This is a genomic window from Peribacillus sp. TH16 (genome assembly GCF_016651095.1).
GTDB classification, from domain to species: Bacteria; Bacillota; Bacilli; order Bacillales; family DSM-1321; genus Peribacillus; species Peribacillus butanolivorans.
Genome location: NZ_JAEKEM010000009.1, coordinates 2003547 through 2021721 on the forward strand (window position 1 = coordinate 2003547; position 18175 = coordinate 2021721).

Below are 18175 nucleotides of genomic sequence, written 5' to 3' on the forward strand. Positions count from 1 at the left end.
AAATGTTTGTATTTATTGTCCGGCGAATTTTGCAAACCATACCGGTATTACTAGGAGTAAGTCTTGTGGTTTTTCTCATCATGCAGATGGTTCCCGGAGACCCGGCAACCCTGCTTGCAGGTGAAGGAGCAACTAAAGAAACGATAGAAATGATTCGACATCAGCTTGGCTTGGATCGTCCAATCCTCTATCAGTACTTTGACTATGTAATCCATGCTGTACAAGGTGATTTTGGAGAATCACTTCGTAGTAGCCGCCCTGTTTTGGACGAGATTTTGGTCCGCTTGCCAATCACCCTAGAACTTGCCCTTGCAAGTATTTTTATAACCGTTGTCCTTGGAATGGTGGCGGGAATTATCTCAGCCACTAAGCAATACTCAGCAGCTGACATTTCTATCATGATCGTTGCTTTATTAGGAATCTCTTTACCTAGTTTTTGGTTAGGTCTGATGCTTATCTACTTTTTTTCCGTTAATCTTCAGTGGTTTCCTGTTTCAGGTTGGGGAACTATTAATCACATGATTCTCCCAGCTATTACCCTCGGGGCGGGAGGAGCTGCAATTGTAGCCAGAATGACAAGGTCAAGTATGCTCGAAGTTGTTCGTCAAGACTATATTCGTACAGCAAAAGCCAAGGGATTAAAAGAGCATGTAATTATATATAAGCACGGTCTAAAAAATGCGCTTATCCCTGTTATTACAGTCGTTGGTCTTCAGTTCGGTGCGCTCCTTGGCGGTACCGTATTAACAGAGTCCGTATTTGCCATCAATGGACTTGGTAGGTTAATAGTTGATGCCATTAGAACGAGAGATTTACCAATGGTACAAGGCGGGGTCCTTATTGCATCTGTTATCTTTGTATTTATGAATCTAGCTGTAGATGTCCTCTATCGATACTTTAACAAGCGAATAGACTTAAATTAGGGAGGTACTAAGATGAAACAGTTTGAAGAAAAAATACTGGAAGTTAAAAATCTGCAGACCTACTTTTTTACTGATGAAGGAACGAGTAAAGCAGTTAATGGAATTAGTTTCACCCTTAACAAAGGGGAAACTCTTGGAATTGTAGGGGAATCTGGGAGTGGTAAAAGTATTACTTCCTTATCACTATTAAGGTTAATCCAATCCCCTCCCGGAAAAATTACCGGGGGCAGCATCCTTTTTAAAGGTGAGGATCTACTTACAAAGACTGAAAAACAGATGCGATCCATACGTGGTAATGAGATTTCTATGATTTTTCAGGAACCAATGACTTCATTAAATCCCGTTTATTCAGCGGGTGAACAAATTGCAGAAGCTATAAGACTTCATCAAAAGCTAGGAAAAAAAGAAGCTTGGAACAAAGCAGTTGACATGCTTCGGCTTGTCGGAATCCCCTCTCCTGAAAAAAGGGCAAAACAGGAGCCGCATGAACTAAGCGGCGGAATGAGACAAAGGGTCATGATTGCAATGGCACTTGCATGCCACCCTGAGGTATTAATAGCGGATGAACCTACAACAGCCCTTGATGTGACGATTCAAGCCCAAATTTTAGAGCTAATAAAAACCCTGCAAAAGGATTTCGGTACGGCTGTCATTTTGATTACTCATGATTTAGGGGTCGTATATGAAACATGCGACCGAGTAGCTGTCATGTACGCAGGAAAAATTGTTGAATACACACTGGCAAAAGAGATATTCACAAATCCTAAACATCCATACACGATTGGTTTATTGAACTCCCTACCACGTCTCGACATGGACCAGGAAGAATTGACTACCATACCTGGGACTGTTCCAAGTCCATACAATATGCCCAAAGGCTGCAGCTTTGCACCCCGTTGTGCACATGCAAAGAAAATTTGTGAACAGGCCGTACCAGATCTTCAAACAACCGGCCCAAGTACCCAGGTCAGCTGTTGGATGTTTACCCCCCAATGGGAGAAAGAATATGACGCTCAAGAGAAAGTAGGGGTTTAATAATGGTATTACCAGTTGTAGAGAAAAAGGTTCTGCTAAAAGTAAATCAATTGAAACAATATTTCCCAATTAAGGGTGGGTTTTTCGGGAGAACTATTAATCATGTAAAAGCTGTTGACGACATTAGCTTTAATATCTATCAGGGAGAAACCTTGAGTATAGTTGGTGAATCTGGCTGTGGTAAATCGACAACTGGACGGGCCATTCTTCGATTAGATGAACCTACAAGTGGGAGTATACACTTTCAGGATAAGGATTTACTAAGTTTAGGAAAAAAAGAAATGAGGAGTACAAGGAAGGATTTGCAAGTTATTTTTCAGGATCCATTTGCCTCCCTTAATCCTAGACAGACTATAGGACAAATTCTCGGAGAAGCCTTATCCATACAAAATGTAGTACCTAAAGAAAACCGAAAGAGCAGAATTGAAGAATTATTAGGCCATGTCGGCTTGAGACCAGAATCTATGGAAAGATACCCACACGAATTTAGCGGGGGCCAACGGCAGAGAATCGGTATTGCGCGGGCACTTGCAGTAGATCCAAAATTGATCATTTGTGACGAAGCTGTATCTGCACTTGATGTCTCTATTCAAGCGCAAGTACTAAATTTATTAAAATCATTACAACGACAATTCGATCTTACCTTTCTTTTTATTTCACATGATTTAGGTGTGGTTAGACATATCTCGGATCGTGTAATGGTCATGTACCTAGGAAAGATAGTCGAAATTGCTGACAAAAAGTCCATTTTTGAACAGCCGCAGCACCCATATACACGGGCATTACTATCTGCTATCCCAGTTCCAAATCCAGTGCAAGAAAGAGAACGAATTCTATTAACGGGTGATGTCCCCTCACCTATTGATCCTCCAAGCGGCTGCCGCTTTCATACACGGTGTCCTTTTGCTATAGATATCTGCAAATCACAGCTACCTGAATTAAAGATTTCTGCCCAAAATCATCAAGTCGCTTGTCACATCGTGTCATAAATTGTAATAGATTTCCGAAGGAGTCTTTAGTAAGATACTAATAAGCAGAATTATTAAAGTTATATAAAAATATTATCATTAGAGGTTCATAATGCTTAGTTACGAGGGATTTACATTATTAATCATGCTTTTTATTTTAGCTCCTATCATGGGAGCTATTGCTCTTTTATTTCTGTTTGTATTTGAGAAGAGAATTGATCTTCTTGAAAATAAAAACAAAGAGATACGGCTGGAACAAGCACTCCAAGAAGCCCAATATAATAAATTAAACCAGCAAATTCAGCCTCACTTTTTGTTTAATACACTAAATGTCATATTAAGCTTGGCACGTTTAAACAGAACGACAGAATTGATACGTGCCCTAGAGGCATTTTCGCAATTCTTAAAATTCAAGTATAAAGCATCTGAACCATTAATTCCCCTAGCTCAAGAAATTCAGTATACTCAGCATTATCTAGATATTCAAAGTCTTCGCTTTGGTGATCGGCTTAAGATAGATATGGAGTGCCCCGACCAATTATTAATTGCACTAGTTCCACCCTTCATTCTGCAGACTTTAGTTGAGAATTCGTTTAAACACGGTTTAGAAAAAAAAGTGGGAGAAGCACTTCTTAGTATCCGATTCTATCAGGATTCCCAGACGATATATTTAGAAGTAATAGATAATGGTTTAATGGTAAAAGCCACTTCCTTTACAGAGAAAGGCGGTCATGGCTTAGACAATATCCAAAAACGTTTAGATTTGTACTTTAGTAACCGTGCACAAATAATTATTTCTTCTAATGAGTCAGGAACAAGGGTAAAGGTAGTTTGGCCACTGGTTTATGATAAGAGAGTTGAGGAGGGAGCTTCGGAATGAATGTTTTATTAGTTGATGACGAACCATTAGAACTTGAACAAATGGAATATATGATTCAGTCTATATACCCTTTTTGGAAGTTTCACAAAGCCGCTGATGCCTGTCAAGCACTTACCATCAACCAAAATTTCAAAATAAACCTCGCTTTTTTAGATATTAATCTACCTGGGCGATCCGGTCTTGAATTTGGTGAAGACCTGAGGGCGGTAAACAAAGAAGTAGAAATAATAATGGTTACAGCACATCAAAGTTTCGATTATGCCCAACAATCCATAAGAATAGGAGTGGTTGATTATTTAACGAAACCTGTAATTGAAAGTGATTTGCATAAAGTTCTATCTAAGTATAAAAAACAAGACTCATCTCATGATTATTCAAGCCTAATTCATAATTCGCTTTCATTTATTCATGACAATTTTGCTGAAAAAATCTCTCTTTCCGACATTGCTCGTGAAGTACATACAAACCCGACCTATTTGAGTAGGAAATTTCACGAAGAAGTCGGCGCTTCTTTTACAGAATATTTAATACATTATAGAATACAAGCCGCTAAACGATTTTTAACCAATAACACGAGTTGGAACATATCAGACGTTGCTGAAAACTCAGGTTTTAATAGTCAACATTATTTCAGCACTATATTCCGTAAGACAGAAGGAATAACGCCAAAAGAGTTCCGTGAGAAAGGAAAATAAACATTGCGTCCTCGTTCATTTCAAGAATACGTACAAGGCCCTATTCAAATTGGGATGGGCTTAGGAATTATCTCCCTCCTGGCACGTTGGGTGACAGGAACCACGATATTATCCTCTCCTGAGTCCATGGTAAAGTATGGAGTTTTCGGAGGAATTGGCTATGCTCTAATGGGAGCTATTGCTCTATTTATGTTCAGTTTTATAGGGCGGAGAGTTCGACAGGATTTCCCTGTGGGATTGACTATGGGAGACTATTTAAAAACCAGACTTCATCCCCTTGGATATTGGATATTGATAGTGATTCTGGTATTAACTAGTTTACACACTTTATTCATTCAGGGAATGGCAGCGTCTACCCTTTGTCAATTTCTTTTTGATACGCCACTTTATGTAGGGTTGTTCTTCTTTTTCTGTTTTTGTGTTCTTTTTGCTGGATTCGGCGGGTTAAAATTTATTCACGGAATCGCATCTTTTCAAGTCATTTCTATGTTTGCCGCCGCTATCTTAATTCCATTATACTTTTTCGTCAAGGAAGGGATTCAACCTGTTTATGATGGGATCCGTCTATATCACCCATATATGCTAGTAATCAATAAGTATGATTTATGGAATTTTATTTTTGCAGGGCTTCTAGTAGGGTTCGGTCAGTTTTTCTTTGACCTCACATCATGGCATCGTCTATTTATGATAGAAATAAAAAAAGTCCCCTTAACATTTTCCTTATCTGGTCTTATATGGATTACATTCCCATTATCCTTTTCATCTCTTTTTATCATGGTTATCTTTACAGGTGGGTTCACTGATATACATTCTATTTTAGTTGGATTAGCTAACAAGATTACGACACCTTTCATTTTTATTCTTTTCATATTATGTGCATTTAGTGCAATCACCTCCACATTTGGTGCCTGTCTACATTCATTAATAAGCTTAATTGTGGCCAATATTTTAGAACCTTTCCAAACTAAAAAAAGTGACCAGCAAAAAATAAGAATGGCCTATCTTCTATCAATCTTGATTGGAGGAATGGTTTTTGTTGCTACACTCTTCAATTCTCCAACCTTATTAGAGCTTTTATTTTATTCTGGAAATATATATTCAGCATTGCTAGCACCATTTCTAGCAATAGTATTTAGTAAAGGGCAAGTTGCGAATTTCATTCCAATAAGCGCAGTATTAGCTATAGTTATCTCATACATTATTCAACCTTACGTAAGTGATTTTCAAAGCATTTGGTTTAGTGGGTTAGCTTCATTTACCATTATAGTGATTTGTACGATTCTTTCGTTCATTAAGACTAAATGGAGATTTTTTAAAACTAAACTGAACTAATTACGGAGTAAGATTTATCGGATTTAGTGCAATATTTAAAGAACGTCTAAATACTACCAACCCCATTCATGTACATTACGCTGTTCCGTACATGAATGGGGTTTCTCTATTAATCTCGTAAAAAGTAACGAAAACGATTATCTTAGCTTTCCAACTTTTTGAAATACCGATATACCTTATCTAGTTTTTTTGTTTGTTTTCCATTTGAACTTTCCATATTACCAAATTCAAAAAACTTCACTTTTTTGATACCCACAAAATTAAATAAGGCTTTTTTCATCAATATTTTATGCGCATTATTCAACCAGAGAAGTGGATATTTTGTGGGTCCCTTCATAGTGGAAACACATACAACTGACTTTCCTTTTAAAAGTCCTTCTGGTAGAAGTCCCTTCTTATCCCTGTAGGCAAAATTTGCAGCAAATAATTGATCAATATATCCCATAAGCATTGCGGGAGGTCTCCCCCACCAGATTGGATAGACAAAGACAATCTTGTCAGCCCAAGTAATTTGATTTCTATATTTTTCAAGGTGAGGATCACGGTGCATATCACGCCTTCGTTTATGCTCATTGAACACTAGGAGTGGATTAAAGCCCTCTTCATATAAATCTAAGACCTGCAACTCCTTTATGTTAGGGTTCTCATTACTACCTTTGATGATTTTCTGTAAAAACGCATAACTTAAACTTTTGTGATTAGGATATGTGTAAATGACTAGCATGTTCATGACGCACCCCCTATTTACTTATCATTTGATAATAAAATTATAACACTCACAGATTTTTATTGTCAAATGATAATTGTATTATGATAATATTTTTGTTATCTTCTCAGTAAGAGGTGAAAGTTATGGACAAAAAAGCTCTTTTTGATAAATGGGTGTCATTTACAACTTCTGCTCATCAGGTGACACACGAATTAACACAAAATGCTAAATCTGATTCCATCACGCCAGTTCAATATAACATTCTTGAATATATAACTGTAAGTCAGCCTGTCACTCCAAGTGAAATCAGTGACTGTCAGCATATATCAATGCCAAACACGAGTCGTGAGCTGAAAAAATTAAGCGAAAAGAATTTAATCGAAAAATTAAGTGATTCCGAAGATCGACGAAAACAATATATTCGTCTCTCGAAAGAGGGGGAAACCATGATGAACGAAGCCTTTGCAATCGTAGAATCTCGTTTCCAAAGTCGATTGCAAAATGCTTCGAAAGAAGATTTAGAGGATATTGAGCGTGCCATGGATATTCTTCAAACAAAACTATTTTACTAATGGACATGTAGTACAGAAAAATGGCTCTCTCGATTGAAAGATAATCGTTTACAACTGATCATCTTTCAATCGAGGGAGCTCCTTTATGATCTCCAAACACTAGGCGGTTTTTATTCCAAAATCCATTTCATCTTCATTCACGCTTAATGAGGAGAATGTTCTAGGATCCTTCTTTTGTCTTTCAGCCTCACAAATTGACTTCTCTAATCCTTATAAATCAGGTACCGCAAAAGGTCCGGTAAGGTGTTGTTGACTCAGGCAGTGTGGAGTATTCAGCCTGTTCGGCGGAGTGCGCGTAAGGGTTTGAAAGAACATCTAAAAGCCGCTCCATCACGCTGTAGTCTCCTTTTTCCACTGCTGCTTCCAGTGCCTCTTCTACCCGGTGGTTTCGTGGGATAACCGCAGGATTGCTGTTTTGCATCAACTGATTCGAGGATGCTTTCGATTCCTTCTGCCTGCCTAGTCTCGCCTGCCAGAGCTCATGCCACTGAGCGAATTCAGGCGTCCCAAATAGGACAGTATCCTTCGGTGTATCAAAAGTTAATGTGCGGAAGGTATTGGTATAGTCTGCACCATGCTTCTTCATCATATTGAGGAGGTTATCAATAAGCGCTTCATCCTGTGACTCTTCGTTAAATAGCCCCAGTTTTGCTCTCATTCCCGCTAGCCAATTAGATTGATACAACTCATTAAAAACTGAAATCTTATCCTGGGCCAGTTTAACAGCCTGCTCCTGATCATCATGCAACAGCGGCAATAATGCTTCAGCAAATCGTGCAAGATTCCACCCGGCAATATAGGGCTGATTGCCATAAGCATATCGGCCTTGGGTATCAATGGAACTGAAAACCGTTGCCGGATCATAGGCATCCATGAAGGCGCAAGGACCATAGTCGATGGTTTCTCCGCTAATCGTCATGTTGTCAGTATTCATTACCCCATGAATGAAGCCGACCAGCTGCCATTGTGCAATAAGCTCAGCCTGTCGCTTGATCACTTCCTGAAATAGCGAAAGATAGCGGTTCTCATCTGCTTCAACGTCTGGATAATGACGCTTTATTGTATAGTCGGCAAGGGCCCGTAGTTCCTCAACCGTTCCCCATTTTGCAGCGAATTGAAAGGTTCCTACACGCAGATGACTTGCAGCCACACGGGTCATAATTGCACCAGGCAGCCCGGTTTCGCGGATTACTGATTCACCGGTTGTCACCACCGCCAGACTTCGGGTGGTAGGAATGCCGAGTCCATGCATCGCTTCGCTGATGATGTATTCGCGCAGCATCGGTCCAAGTGCAGCCCGGCCATCACCCCCGCGGGAGTATGGCGTTCTTCCAGGACCCTTCAGCTGGATATCGAATCTCCCGCCTTGAGGCAAGATCTGCTCGCCAAGAAGCACCGCCCGTCCGTCCCCTAACATGTTAAAATGCCCGAATTGATGCCCCGCGTATGCTTGAGCAAGAGGCGAAGCACCTTCTGGAATCCGATTTCCAGCAAACACCGCTACGCCATCTTCGCTTTGCAAGGCCTGAACGTCCAAACCAAGGGATGCTGCCAACTGTTCATTGAGAATGATCAACTCCGGTGAACTTACAGGAGTCGGGTTGGTACTGGTGAAAAATTTTTCCGGAAGACGGGAATAACTATTGTCTAAATTCCATCCTGTTTCATTACTTTTTGTCATAGTTTCTCCTTTTCTTCTTTTGTCTTTTTGTATAATGGTTCCTTCTCTCATAATTCAGTTATATACACGCCATTAAAATCAAGTGCAGTCCATTTTAATGTCTACTTCTGCCAATTTATTATACCGTTTCCACATAAAAATGGCTCTCTTTAAATATAGTTGATTGCCTGCCGCTGCTTGGGATTTCACGAAAACATCGGTATACTCTCACCATTATCTCTTCACACTGCTCCTAGAATTGAATTGAAGCAGGTACCCTTAATGGGTTCCTGCTTCTTCTCTTAAGAATATCTTAGTTGATTATAATTTCTACTTTTTTGTTTACCATCACATGTGATACGGTTCTCCGTATTGTGTCTAAATGAGGTTTTGAAAGCACTCATAATTAATTTACTTTAACTAAACATACTTTACTCTTGTTTCCAGACTTATCCTTTGCGAATACTGTTAAAGTAGCACCTTTCTTTTGCTTCGCAATTGTGATGCGAATATTGCCCTTTGTATCAACAGTACCTTTTTTCACATACTTGTTGCCATTATAAATATAGACTGTTGCGCCTTTTTCTGCTTTACCTGTCAGTATTTTTGTATTCGCTGTAACTTTATTTATCTTTGGCGTCGTTGGTGCAGTTTTATCGATGACTGTAACAGTCTTTGTTTTACTTATATTGTTTAATGGATCTTTTGCGTATACCGCAATTTTTATACCCGCTTTTTGTTTTGAAATTTTGATACTGTAGTTTCCTTTAATAGAAGCCTTCGCCGAGTTGATGATTGTTTGGCCCTTTTTCACATAAACTGTCGTATTCGGTGTCGCTTTTCCTTTAATTACTGTATGCGAATCCCAAATGGTACTCACTGTTGGTGTCGCTGGTTTGCCTTTAAAAATATTATTGATAGTAATTGATTTTGTTGCCAAATTACCAGCTGTATCTTCTACTGTGAATTTGTATTCACCTGATTTACTCACGACAAAGATGGTACTTGCGCCATTTAAAATCGTGCCGTCAGGTAATTGGATGTTTTTGATGCGCATGTTATCTGCTGTTTTCGCTACAATCGTTACATCTTTTTTCGTAGGTTCAGTTGTATTCGTGGATAATGTGATTGTTGGTTTGACTTTATCGATATTGCTAATTTTGATTGACTTTTTAATAACATTACCTAACACGTCTTCAATCTCGAATGTATAGGTTCCGTTGCCACTAACCGTATACACCGCTTTGTCTTTATAGACAATATCGTTATGTGGCAGTGTAATTGAGCGAATACCTAAATTATCATTCGCGTGAATTGTAATATCAATATTCCCATTCGTTAGTGATTTCGTGCTGGGTATTAATGTCGCAGTTGGTAGCTCTTCATCTACTACCGTTACTTCCATGCTATATTCTTTATCTGCTACCGCAGTGGATTCTTTACTTTTCGCAAGTACTTTCATCGTATATGTTCCTTGATGGCTTGGGCGCCATATAAGATTTGACGATGAACTAAATTTTTGAAGCACCCGTCCTTGCTTTGAGTTTCCTTCATACACTTCGAATTGATACAATGGCTCACGACCGCCAAATGCATTTGCTGTGAACGTATACGCTAATGGTGTTTTATTGCTATTCATTGCCATCGATAACTCCGCTACTGGTGCTACAGCTGTTGTAAATTGAATCGTATGATTTGTCGTAAGTGATTTCCCTGAATAATCAGCCAATGCATCTTTACCAATCGTTAACGTATATGTTGTATGATCTAGTAAATATTCTGGAGTAATCGTTAATTGATCCTTATTTAGCGCCACCCTCACATTGACATCCCCATTAGGGCTTTGTAGCGTAATTTTTTCTTTATCTTTTAGTATCATATTATGATTAAACAAAAGCTTAAACTCGCTATATGTCGGTATGTTTTTTGATTGATTTGTTAAATCTTTCAATATTAATTTTTCGCCTTTATCATATGTAGTAAAAGATTGCTGATCAACAGTAAACTGACCAGCGCCATAATCTTTAATAAACTCTAAGAAATGATTCCCTTGAACATCTGTATAAATAGCTATTAAACCATTTTTAAACAATAGCTTATCCGCAATAATATTACGCTTCAACGTATATACATATTCATTCGTATCATATGTATACACATGAATACCGCCATTGCGACTTGCCGCAAATGTGACATTGTCTTTCAGGCTAAACTCAAAATCGTTATATACTTCATCAAATGTAAATTTATTAAATAAATCTTGTGTTTTCTCTTTCGCTAAACTAAACACCGATGAAGCACTATATATTCTTTCGTCATCAGGAGAAATTTTCGCCTCCTTATTTAGTCGGAAATCTCCATGATAAGGTGAGTCATATATACTCGATATCACACCTTGATTGACATCGTGCGCTTCAATGTCTCTTGGAGATGAAGCCGAAGTAATCGTATATATTTTTGAAAGCGTGGGATTATAAGTAATTGTGGAACTTTGATAGCTGCTCGCACGAGAATTATTCTCTACTTCTTTTTTGTCCGCTAAAGAATAGACCTTAATATAAGAATGTTGACCCGAGCCAGATGTAACATACAAATAGCCATCCTTATCAACAATCACATCATAGGGATCTATCGTCACAGGCAACATCTCTTGAAATGAAAAATCATTTGCATCGACAATTGCCACACTACCATTATACGGACCGAAATTTGTCATACTATGCTTAAACTTCAGCTGTGTAACATAAAGTTTGTCATTATATACAGTTAATCTTTCTGCTATGTAAGGCAATTGCAACGTCTTTATTACACCAGTTTCATAGTTAACTGCATAAATCAATCTACTACCATTCTGCGTCATGTACACGACAGGTTCATTCGGATCTAACACTGTATCTAAAGGTTCAAATCCAAGATTGATTGCATCACTTGCTGCGTTTGCATGGTCTCTAAAATCAACAGTAATTAAAAAGCAAAAAACTACAAAACAAAATAAAATTATACGTATACTAGTCTTCAAAAAAACCCTCCTCATGCTGTATCTCAAATATTATATCATTTTCCAATATTAATAATCATTTCCTCATCAATTATATTTGCGTTCATATTATGTAAATGAAAAAACTGCACCTATTTATGGTACAGTTCTCCGTAACTATCTAAAATGCAATTTTCTCTATTCATTTTCCCCATATCGATTTTGCTTTCCCATCCAATCATTTGCTTCTCTCCACTTTAGCTTTTTTGCTGCAATCCAACTCACACCATTTTCAATTCCTTTTTCAGGCTGAAAATTATAGTCATCTGCCCAATAAAAATTGTCGTCACTTTTTAAAATAATGGCATCGCGGAAAATTGAGTCATAATTTTCTGGCGTCGGGATAATATGAATACCCGTTACACTTTCAAAAAGCAATTCAATTGCAGATGGATTGCTATACTGACGTTGAAATAACATTTTTATATTCGTATCTAATTCTCCAGGAACAGTCATGGAAAAATCTTTATTTACATAAGTTCCTGTCCACATATGCATTTCCCCCTCAAGCATCCATCATGAAAATAACCTAATCGCTCTAGCAAATCCTTGATATCCGATTCCTCTTTCAATTCAATCCAATTCATCTCTGTTGTCCTCCAATAAATTTTATCTTCTTATAATAATTCGTCATTAAAAGAAACCACTCCTTTTTATACAACAATTAAAAACCACCTGAAACGCTTTACTTCAAACGTTTTAGGTGGTTCTTTTATAAACCTCACTTACTTATGGTACGGTTCACTACGTTTCATTCTAAACAAAAAAACCTACCTATGATTCGGCAGGCCATGAATGGATTTTTACATTCTATTATCTTCCCAAACAAGTGAACAAAAACTTGGAACTCGAGTGGAGGCTTCATGATTTCAGCTATGCCGCCTTCACCTTTTTATAGTCCTCTCTTTTTCCTACTTTGGCTCCCACGTCCCCTCTCCACTCCAGGCTATACTCAATTCAGTATAGTCAGGCTGATAAAGGCAATGCCAAATATGCAGTACAGGCCGAGGGTAAGAGGCTGAGGAATAATAATGTATACCATCATGCTTACAATCACTAGCAGGATGCTAAAAGCATTTATTCTATCTCTCCACATACTCACCTTTGGTCAACTCCTTTTCTATTGCTTTTCAGTAGCAAGATAATCATTCAGAAACTCTTTTTTGTATAATCATATTCTTCCAGTTTCTCTTCAGAAATAAGGTGTAGCATCTCATCATAGTTCTGCTCGGAGAATCGTTTTACATATTCATCGAATACTTCTTAAGTGTTGCCTGATCGTTTTTAAGGAAATGCCACAAAAACACTCCTCCTAAGGTCAAAGCGGATATCAGCAAGAATAGTAGTCCTTTCTTCATCCTTCATGCCTCACTTAAAATGCTTGTGTACCTAATTTGTATTTTTTTCATTTTTCGTTAGTATGTCAGCGTCTGATAATTTATAATTATATGATTGAACTCACTAAACAGCCATGTAATGAAAATGATAAACCTATGAAAACAATCTAAATATTTAGACTTTTAAGGAGATAAGAAGTGAATGAGCATCAAAACTTTTAAGGTTGTATTGAGAACCATGCACAAAGGCCAACCTGAGGAATTCGCCTATGTCTTTGAAGGAAAAAGCCTCCTGATTGGCCGTGCCAGCCAACACTCCAAAGCTGATTTCAAGCTTTACAATGATTTCGTTTCCAGGGAACATTGCCAGATTTATATGAAGGAAGGAAAGCTTCTTATTGAGGATTTATCGAGCAAACATGGCACCTCAGTGAACCAGATGCCACTTGTGCCGGGGCAGCCTTGCCTAATTGAACCGGGGGATACCATTACTTTGATTAATGGAATGATTGAATTCATGATTTCCATCGACAACGATTTAACACAGGATTTCACTCCGTTGAACATCACTTTTCAACAAAACGTGGTTATTAAAGAGCATCTTCAGACTGTGATCATCAATGAAAAAGCTCCCATTAAAATGCCTTTAAAAGAATTTACTTGCTTTAAGTTGCTTTATGAGAATTTGGAGAACCTTATTTCAAAGGAAGAGATTGTCCGACATGTATGGCCCGAGAGAATTGGGGACCCCCAGCAAATTGTGTCGGCAGAAGAAATCGCTTCACTTCTGTACCGGGTACGAAAACGGGTAAATGGCCATTTCGCAATAAAAGCTGTAGTTCAAAAGGGATATTATATGGAATCCACCCTTTCAATCAACCTATCGGACCTGTAATGAACAATCATTCGAAACTCTAATAACAGGCATGAAAAAAAGCATTGCGAATAACAATGCTTTTTTTTTCATGCTTTTATTTCTTTGGTAAGTCTAAATTAGTGAATTGATCGACTGGAACAACCTCTTCGTCCATATCCATCACTTTCAGCACAACCCGGTCTCCTACATTCGTCAATACAATATCAGAGAGTGCACTGACTCCAGGATCCACTGAGAATCTTTTGGCATTGCCTTCTACAATTAAATAGAACACGTAGCCATTTGAGAGATTGGCATCGTTGATCCTTGTTACTTTCCCTTTGATTTCTTTCAGTTCAAATCCTTTTTGAGGTGTAACACCGCTGACTTTTCCTAATGAAGCTATTAGCTTTTTATAGTTCCGGAATGCTTCATCTTTTGTTTTCCCAAAAACCACTTGGGGATTATCGCTATTGGCATACACGATTGCTACCCCTTGAAACTTACTGCCCTTTGTAACGGGAATTACATAAGTGGGTGCACCGTATATCGTATAGAAAATTCCATTAGTGGCTTTCCACCCTGGATATTTAGACAAGAACTCGCTCGCATTGGCGTTGGATTTTGCTTCTTTTCCAGTTAGAACGGACGTAACGCCTTTATAGTATGTCATCTCACCGGTTTTAGCATTGAATACTCCGTAACCTACTAGAGTTTTGGAGTTTCCTTTTGATTTTGCTCTTGTAAAATCAACTACATATATTAATTCGCCTTTTTCGTTAAAAGTAACTTGCATATTATCCTCATTAGGAATCAAAACATCTTTCTTCGCTCCAATTAAGGACTGATTTCTCCACCCGTGAACATATTTCCCCCAGTATGTCCAATATTCCAGGGCTGTTTCTAAGGTAAATGTTCTATCAACCCATTTAGGTTCTTTTCCTAAAGGATAGTATTTTGTGTCGCCCGTTTCCGGATTCACTAATACCACTCCGTCCACAACAGACCCACTGCGGTATTTCAAATAATGTCCTACTGAAGCTACAAAGAAGGGCTTTCCATCTTCGTTTGGTTCTAGGTATGAATCATGTATGATTTTTTTCGGATATTCCTTACGAATCGTTCTTTCTAAATCATAATCAAGATACTGTGATGGAGCATACAACATTTTTCCTTTTACAGTACTTGCACCTTTATCTGTCGAAATGGCGGAAATTAGATTATAACCTGGCGTGTATTCGGCTTTCCCAGCTTTAAAAAATCCGTCCATTTCAATGGGTGAAGTATATGTTAATTCACCATTTATATTGGTTAGACGGTACTCGCCTTCAGTGAAATACGATGCGTTTGATATTTTATTAATAGCTGCATCGCCTTTTGCGTCTGCCATTTTTACTGTTACAAGCGGCATGGTTTTAATGTCTTGAACTTCTTCTAGCTTATTTTTCTTATCAACTTTTGCTAAATCATGAAGTTTCTCGGCAAATGTTAGGGGATAAAACAACATGATAACCCAAGCTGCGATCAAAGCGATTCCCAGCAAACTGTTGAAATGTACATTCCAAGGTGTTCTTGTTGAATGTTTCGCCCCCTCATTATTCCGATTGCGGCGGGGTATTGAAGACTCTTTTGCACTGTACATGTACATTCTTGAATCAAAAATAAGAATAAGTCCAAAAATAACGGCAAAATTTGAAAAGAATGCAGTCGCAGTAAGATCTAGTAAAATAATATCAATAACAAAAAATAATACGATAGCAGAAAGTAAAAGTCTCAGCACTTGCTCAATGGAAAAGAGTATATCCTTTTCCTTGATTGCGTTAGTCCATCTTTGTGGAATTAGGGAAAGTCCCAATACAGCAAATGGTATTTTCGTTAAAACCCCTTTTAAGATAAAAGCTATTAGTGAAAGTATCATGGTTTTAAAAATCTCCCCTTATAGTATATGTTTCTATTTATTTACTATTTTATCACTTTTTGACCAACTAATTTACTATCTTCTTCATCTCGTCTAAATATATCGATATAGCATTTTCTCCTAAAATATAAGATTCCTAATTTTTTTTTTTTCTACGATGCTACTTTCTCATATCTAAAGTTTATATAGACAGTGAAGATTGTTCCTTTCGATACATCTATCCCAGACACTCGGAAAGTTCAATCCAGAACTTTTAGGAGGAATAGAAATGGAATTGGAAACGTTATTAGATCAGAATTATAGCTTAGGGTTCAACCCTTATTTAGCAGAAACAATCGGCATACCAAAGGCGCTGATGCTGGCATTTCTTCACTCAACAATAGAAGCGTATGGAATGGAAAGAGACGGAAGGGACTGGATTTACTCTACATATGATCAATTGCACACGCAGCTGCCGTTTTGGTCAAAAGGGACCATCAAGCGGATAATCCTTAGTCTCGAAAAGGAAGGGTTTATGGTCTCCTGCAACTATAACAATTCGAAAATGGACAAAACGAAATGGTACAGCATCTGTTATGAAAAGTACATCGACATGTGTGAAGACCCAGACGGATTTTTGCTTGATTACTAAGAATAAAATGCCCCCTGCCTCATAGAAAAAGGCGGATAATAAAGGAGACGAAACCGTATGATTTATGAAGAAACCTACCACTATTTATTAAGAAATGTATCTTCTACTGAATTTGATACGTGTTTGTACTCCTTGCTTCATAGTGATTGGGATGGGGTTATTCAGAGCCCGCTTCATATGATGGCGAGCGGCGTGGGTACGACAGAAAAATACTTAAAGCAGATCATCAAGAAATTCACGTCACCTCAAGGATGTCTCCAAAAAGTTTTCGTACCTGTTGGTCAAGGCGGAGATGTTTTATATAAGTTCAATCTTGGACCTACTAGTAATCTTGGCTTTAACAGTAAGACCGACCGTTATTGCAAGAAATACCGTTTCTTTTACAGTGAGGCTTTCAAAAACTTAACCATACATGCAAAGCGGCTGTTGCTGATGGGTGCTTTTCGAATGTCGGTTACGAAGTCCGAAGAAGTATTATTTGATTATAGTGAAATCGTTCCCGATTCCAGCTCACTTTTCACGAGGCAGCGTTTATTAGATGCAATAGATACAGTCCATAAGACTTTAGGTAATTTAGTGACAATTTCTTTCGCAAGCAAGGCTTTTTCAAAAAAAGAGGCTGTTGTGTTTACCTTCAATGAAGGAATGCTGGAGCAGTATATGGAAAATCGAGCAGAACGAGCATTTTTACGCAGAACGATTTTCAACACGGGCTTTCTTGGACATATCAGTGATTCCGTATGTATGGAATTGGAACGAGTCGGCAGATACATTTTTCGTTCGTTTCTTCAAGATGCGAAAAAATCAGGCATTTCTATGGATATACAACATGAACTGCTGAAGCTAGCACGGTTCGTCTATACCTATTCTCTTAAAAAACTCGGTCTTGCTCTTCCTGCCAATAAACACCTTCTTGCGGCTCCTAACAGGCATCCGCTTATTTAAGTACAATTATTTACAATGAAACGTTAAAGCAGATGGCAAAGTATTCTCACCGAGCAGAATCGATCAAAAGCCTTCTTGACCGTGACCACTTTCATAAAAGCATCTCCGAGAAGGCTCTAGGCCGGGAAGTGAATTATCTGGAAGTAGATCAACATATCGAACCCATTCGCGTCAAGCTCAAGCAAGCCGATTTCATCCACAATGTGCTGAACAACTGGTGCGAGGAGTGGCTCATTTCTCGCGTGAAGACAGTGACAGAAGAAAGCGAAGCAGAAGGAATAAGGAAAAAGACCAGTGATAATAAACGTACCGCATCCAAATTTATTACGGACCTTAGAAACGATACATATGATAAGTTGGACATGCTGATGACACTAATCCGCAAGTTCGGCAATCATGCGGTTCCTCCATCCAGTCAAAATTCTTCCCTCACAAAGAAAAAGGCAACCATTCAATCCTACTTTGCTATTCAAAAGGAGCGTCTCGACATGCTCTCTGTATCACCTTCCTAACATTCACACTGAATGTATTCGTTCAGTGTGTTTTCCCCTGCCCTTTTTTATTAATGGTTCTATCACTTTTATAAAATCACCATGAGAGCTGACCAGTTCTCTTTTTTTTGCCCTCATCGGGTTCTGTGGATAATAAATGCAGTCTGTGAATTGCAGATTTCCATT

The 18175-nt window shown here is 38.2% G+C and carries 16 protein-coding genes; 11 read left to right on the plus strand and 5 right to left on the minus strand.

Annotation, left to right across the window (positions count from 1 at the left end; translation table 11 throughout):
• The first annotated feature begins 2 nt into the window (after window positions 1-2).
• From nikB to JFV29_RS23655, 6 genes are all read left to right on the plus strand, one after another.
• Window positions 3-923 (plus strand): nickel ABC transporter permease, encoded by a 921-nt coding sequence (gene nikB / locus JFV29_RS23630; protein ID WP_053347726.1) that lies wholly within the window; start codon window positions 3-5, stop codon window positions 921-923.
• 12 nt (window positions 924-935) lie between these two features.
• Window positions 936-1958, plus strand: a complete 1023-nt coding sequence (locus JFV29_RS23635; protein WP_053347727.1) for an ABC transporter ATP-binding protein — start codon at window positions 936-938, stop codon at window positions 1956-1958.
• A 2-nt stretch (window positions 1959-1960) separates the two neighbouring features.
• Complete coding sequence (locus JFV29_RS23640; RefSeq protein ID WP_053347728.1) at window positions 1961-2947, plus strand: ABC transporter ATP-binding protein; 987 nt, start codon at window positions 1961-1963, stop codon at window positions 2945-2947.
• Window positions 2948-3071: 124 nt separating this feature from the next.
• Window positions 3072-3806: a sensor histidine kinase gene (locus JFV29_RS23645; RefSeq protein ID WP_242485376.1), complete on the plus strand. Its 735-nt coding sequence runs from the start codon at window positions 3072-3074 to the stop codon at window positions 3804-3806.
• Window positions 3803-4501 (plus strand): response regulator transcription factor, encoded by a 699-nt coding sequence (locus JFV29_RS23650; protein WP_201186730.1) that lies wholly within the window; start codon window positions 3803-3805, stop codon window positions 4499-4501. Before JFV29_RS23645 ends, JFV29_RS23650 begins: the two co-directional genes overlap by 4 nt.
• A 3-nt stretch (window positions 4502-4504) precedes the next feature.
• Window positions 4505-5833 carry a transporter gene (locus JFV29_RS23655; protein WP_201186732.1) on the plus strand — a complete coding sequence of 443 codons (1329 nt, stop codon included), beginning with the start codon at window positions 4505-4507 and terminating at the stop codon, window positions 5831-5833.
• A 142-nt stretch (window positions 5834-5975) separates the two neighbouring features.
• Here the strand turns inward: JFV29_RS23655 and JFV29_RS23660 are convergent, their stop codons facing one another.
• Window positions 5976-6563, minus strand: coding sequence for an NAD(P)H-dependent oxidoreductase (locus JFV29_RS23660; RefSeq protein WP_201186734.1), 588 nt, complete (start codon window positions 6561-6563; stop codon window positions 5976-5978).
• Between the two features lie 122 nt (window positions 6564-6685).
• Between JFV29_RS23660 and JFV29_RS23665 the strand changes: the two genes are divergently transcribed.
• Window positions 6686-7114: a MarR family winged helix-turn-helix transcriptional regulator gene (locus tag JFV29_RS23665; protein WP_201186736.1), complete on the plus strand. Its 429-nt coding sequence runs from the start codon at window positions 6686-6688 to the stop codon at window positions 7112-7114.
• A gap of 217 nt (window positions 7115-7331) precedes the next feature.
• On the opposite strand, the gene JFV29_RS23670 is transcribed toward JFV29_RS23665, so the two are convergent.
• From JFV29_RS23670 to JFV29_RS23680, 3 genes are all read right to left on the minus strand, one after another.
• Window positions 7332-8795: a protein adenylyltransferase SelO gene (locus JFV29_RS23670; RefSeq protein ID WP_201188054.1), complete on the minus strand. Its 1464-nt coding sequence runs from the start codon at window positions 8793-8795 to the stop codon at window positions 7332-7334.
• A gap of 385 nt (window positions 8796-9180) precedes the next feature.
• On the minus strand, window positions 9181-11793 hold the full coding sequence (locus JFV29_RS23675) for an Ig-like domain-containing protein (protein ID WP_201186738.1): 2613 nt from the start codon (window positions 11791-11793) through the stop codon (window positions 9181-9183).
• Between the two features lie 156 nt (window positions 11794-11949).
• On the minus strand, window positions 11950-12303 hold the full coding sequence (locus tag JFV29_RS23680) for a hypothetical protein (RefSeq protein ID WP_242486935.1): 354 nt from the start codon (window positions 12301-12303) through the stop codon (window positions 11950-11952).
• 1047 nt (window positions 12304-13350) lie between these two features.
• Here JFV29_RS23680 and JFV29_RS23685 point away from each other — a divergent pair.
• Window positions 13351-14043 carry an FHA domain-containing protein gene (locus JFV29_RS23685; RefSeq protein WP_201186739.1) on the plus strand — a complete coding sequence of 231 codons (693 nt, stop codon included), beginning with the start codon at window positions 13351-13353 and terminating at the stop codon, window positions 14041-14043.
• 76 nt (window positions 14044-14119) lie between these two features.
• Here the strand turns inward: JFV29_RS23685 and JFV29_RS23690 are convergent, their stop codons facing one another.
• On the minus strand, window positions 14120-15922 hold the full coding sequence (locus JFV29_RS23690) for a hypothetical protein (protein ID WP_201186740.1): 1803 nt from the start codon (window positions 15920-15922) through the stop codon (window positions 14120-14122).
• Window positions 15923-16190: 268 nt separating this feature from the next.
• Here JFV29_RS23690 and JFV29_RS23695 point away from each other — a divergent pair, with 268 nt between their 5' ends.
• Genes JFV29_RS23695 through JFV29_RS23705 form a run of 3 tightly spaced genes read left to right on the plus strand, consistent with a single transcriptional unit; the run spans window position 16191 to window position 18010 of the window.
• The gene (locus JFV29_RS23695) at window positions 16191-16553 is read left to right on the plus strand and encodes a hypothetical protein (protein ID WP_201186741.1); all 363 of its coding nucleotides are present in this window, start codon (window positions 16191-16193) and stop codon (window positions 16551-16553) included.
• A gap of 57 nt (window positions 16554-16610) precedes the next feature.
• A complete protein-coding gene (locus tag JFV29_RS23700; RefSeq protein WP_201186742.1) occupies window positions 16611-17498 on the plus strand; it encodes a hypothetical protein in 888 nt (295 codons plus the stop codon).
• 32 nt (window positions 17499-17530) lie between these two features.
• Window positions 17531-18010: a hypothetical protein gene (locus JFV29_RS23705; protein WP_201186743.1), complete on the plus strand. Its 480-nt coding sequence runs from the start codon at window positions 17531-17533 to the stop codon at window positions 18008-18010.
• The last annotated feature ends 165 nt before the right edge of the window (window positions 18011-18175 follow it).

Excerpts from the sequence above, each read along its gene's own strand:
- nikB (WP_053347726.1), top strand. The coding sequence starts at position 3 with ATGTTTGTATTTATTGTCCGGCGAATTTTGCAAACCATACCGGTATTA.
- JFV29_RS23635 (WP_053347727.1), top strand. The coding sequence starts at position 936 with ATGAAACAGTTTGAAGAAAAAATACTGGAAGTTAAAAATCTGCAGACC.
- JFV29_RS23640 (WP_053347728.1), top strand. The coding sequence starts at position 1,961 with ATGGTATTACCAGTTGTAGAGAAAAAGGTTCTGCTAAAAGTAAATCAA.
- JFV29_RS23645 (WP_242485376.1), top strand. The coding sequence starts at position 3,072 with ATGCTTTTTATTTTAGCTCCTATCATGGGAGCTATTGCTCTTTTATTT.
- JFV29_RS23650 (WP_201186730.1), top strand. The coding sequence starts at position 3,803 with ATGAATGTTTTATTAGTTGATGACGAACCATTAGAACTTGAACAAATG.
- JFV29_RS23660 (WP_201186734.1), bottom strand. The coding sequence starts at position 6,563 with ATGAACATGCTAGTCATTTACACATATCCTAATCACAAAAGTTTAAGT.
- JFV29_RS23665 (WP_201186736.1), top strand. The coding sequence starts at position 6,686 with ATGGACAAAAAAGCTCTTTTTGATAAATGGGTGTCATTTACAACTTCT.
- JFV29_RS23670 (WP_201188054.1), bottom strand. The coding sequence starts at position 8,795 with ATGACAAAAAGTAATGAAACAGGATGGAATTTAGACAATAGTTATTCC.
- JFV29_RS23680 (WP_242486935.1), bottom strand. The coding sequence starts at position 12,303 with ATGTGGACAGGAACTTATGTAAATAAAGATTTTTCCATGACTGTTCCT.
- JFV29_RS23685 (WP_201186739.1), top strand. The coding sequence starts at position 13,351 with ATGAGCATCAAAACTTTTAAGGTTGTATTGAGAACCATGCACAAAGGC.
- JFV29_RS23690 (WP_201186740.1), bottom strand. The coding sequence starts at position 15,922 with ATGATACTTTCACTAATAGCTTTTATCTTAAAAGGGGTTTTAACGAAA.
- JFV29_RS23695 (WP_201186741.1), top strand. The coding sequence starts at position 16,191 with ATGGAATTGGAAACGTTATTAGATCAGAATTATAGCTTAGGGTTCAAC.
- JFV29_RS23700 (WP_201186742.1), top strand. The coding sequence starts at position 16,611 with ATGATTTATGAAGAAACCTACCACTATTTATTAAGAAATGTATCTTCT.
- JFV29_RS23705 (WP_201186743.1), top strand. The coding sequence starts at position 17,531 with ATGGCAAAGTATTCTCACCGAGCAGAATCGATCAAAAGCCTTCTTGAC.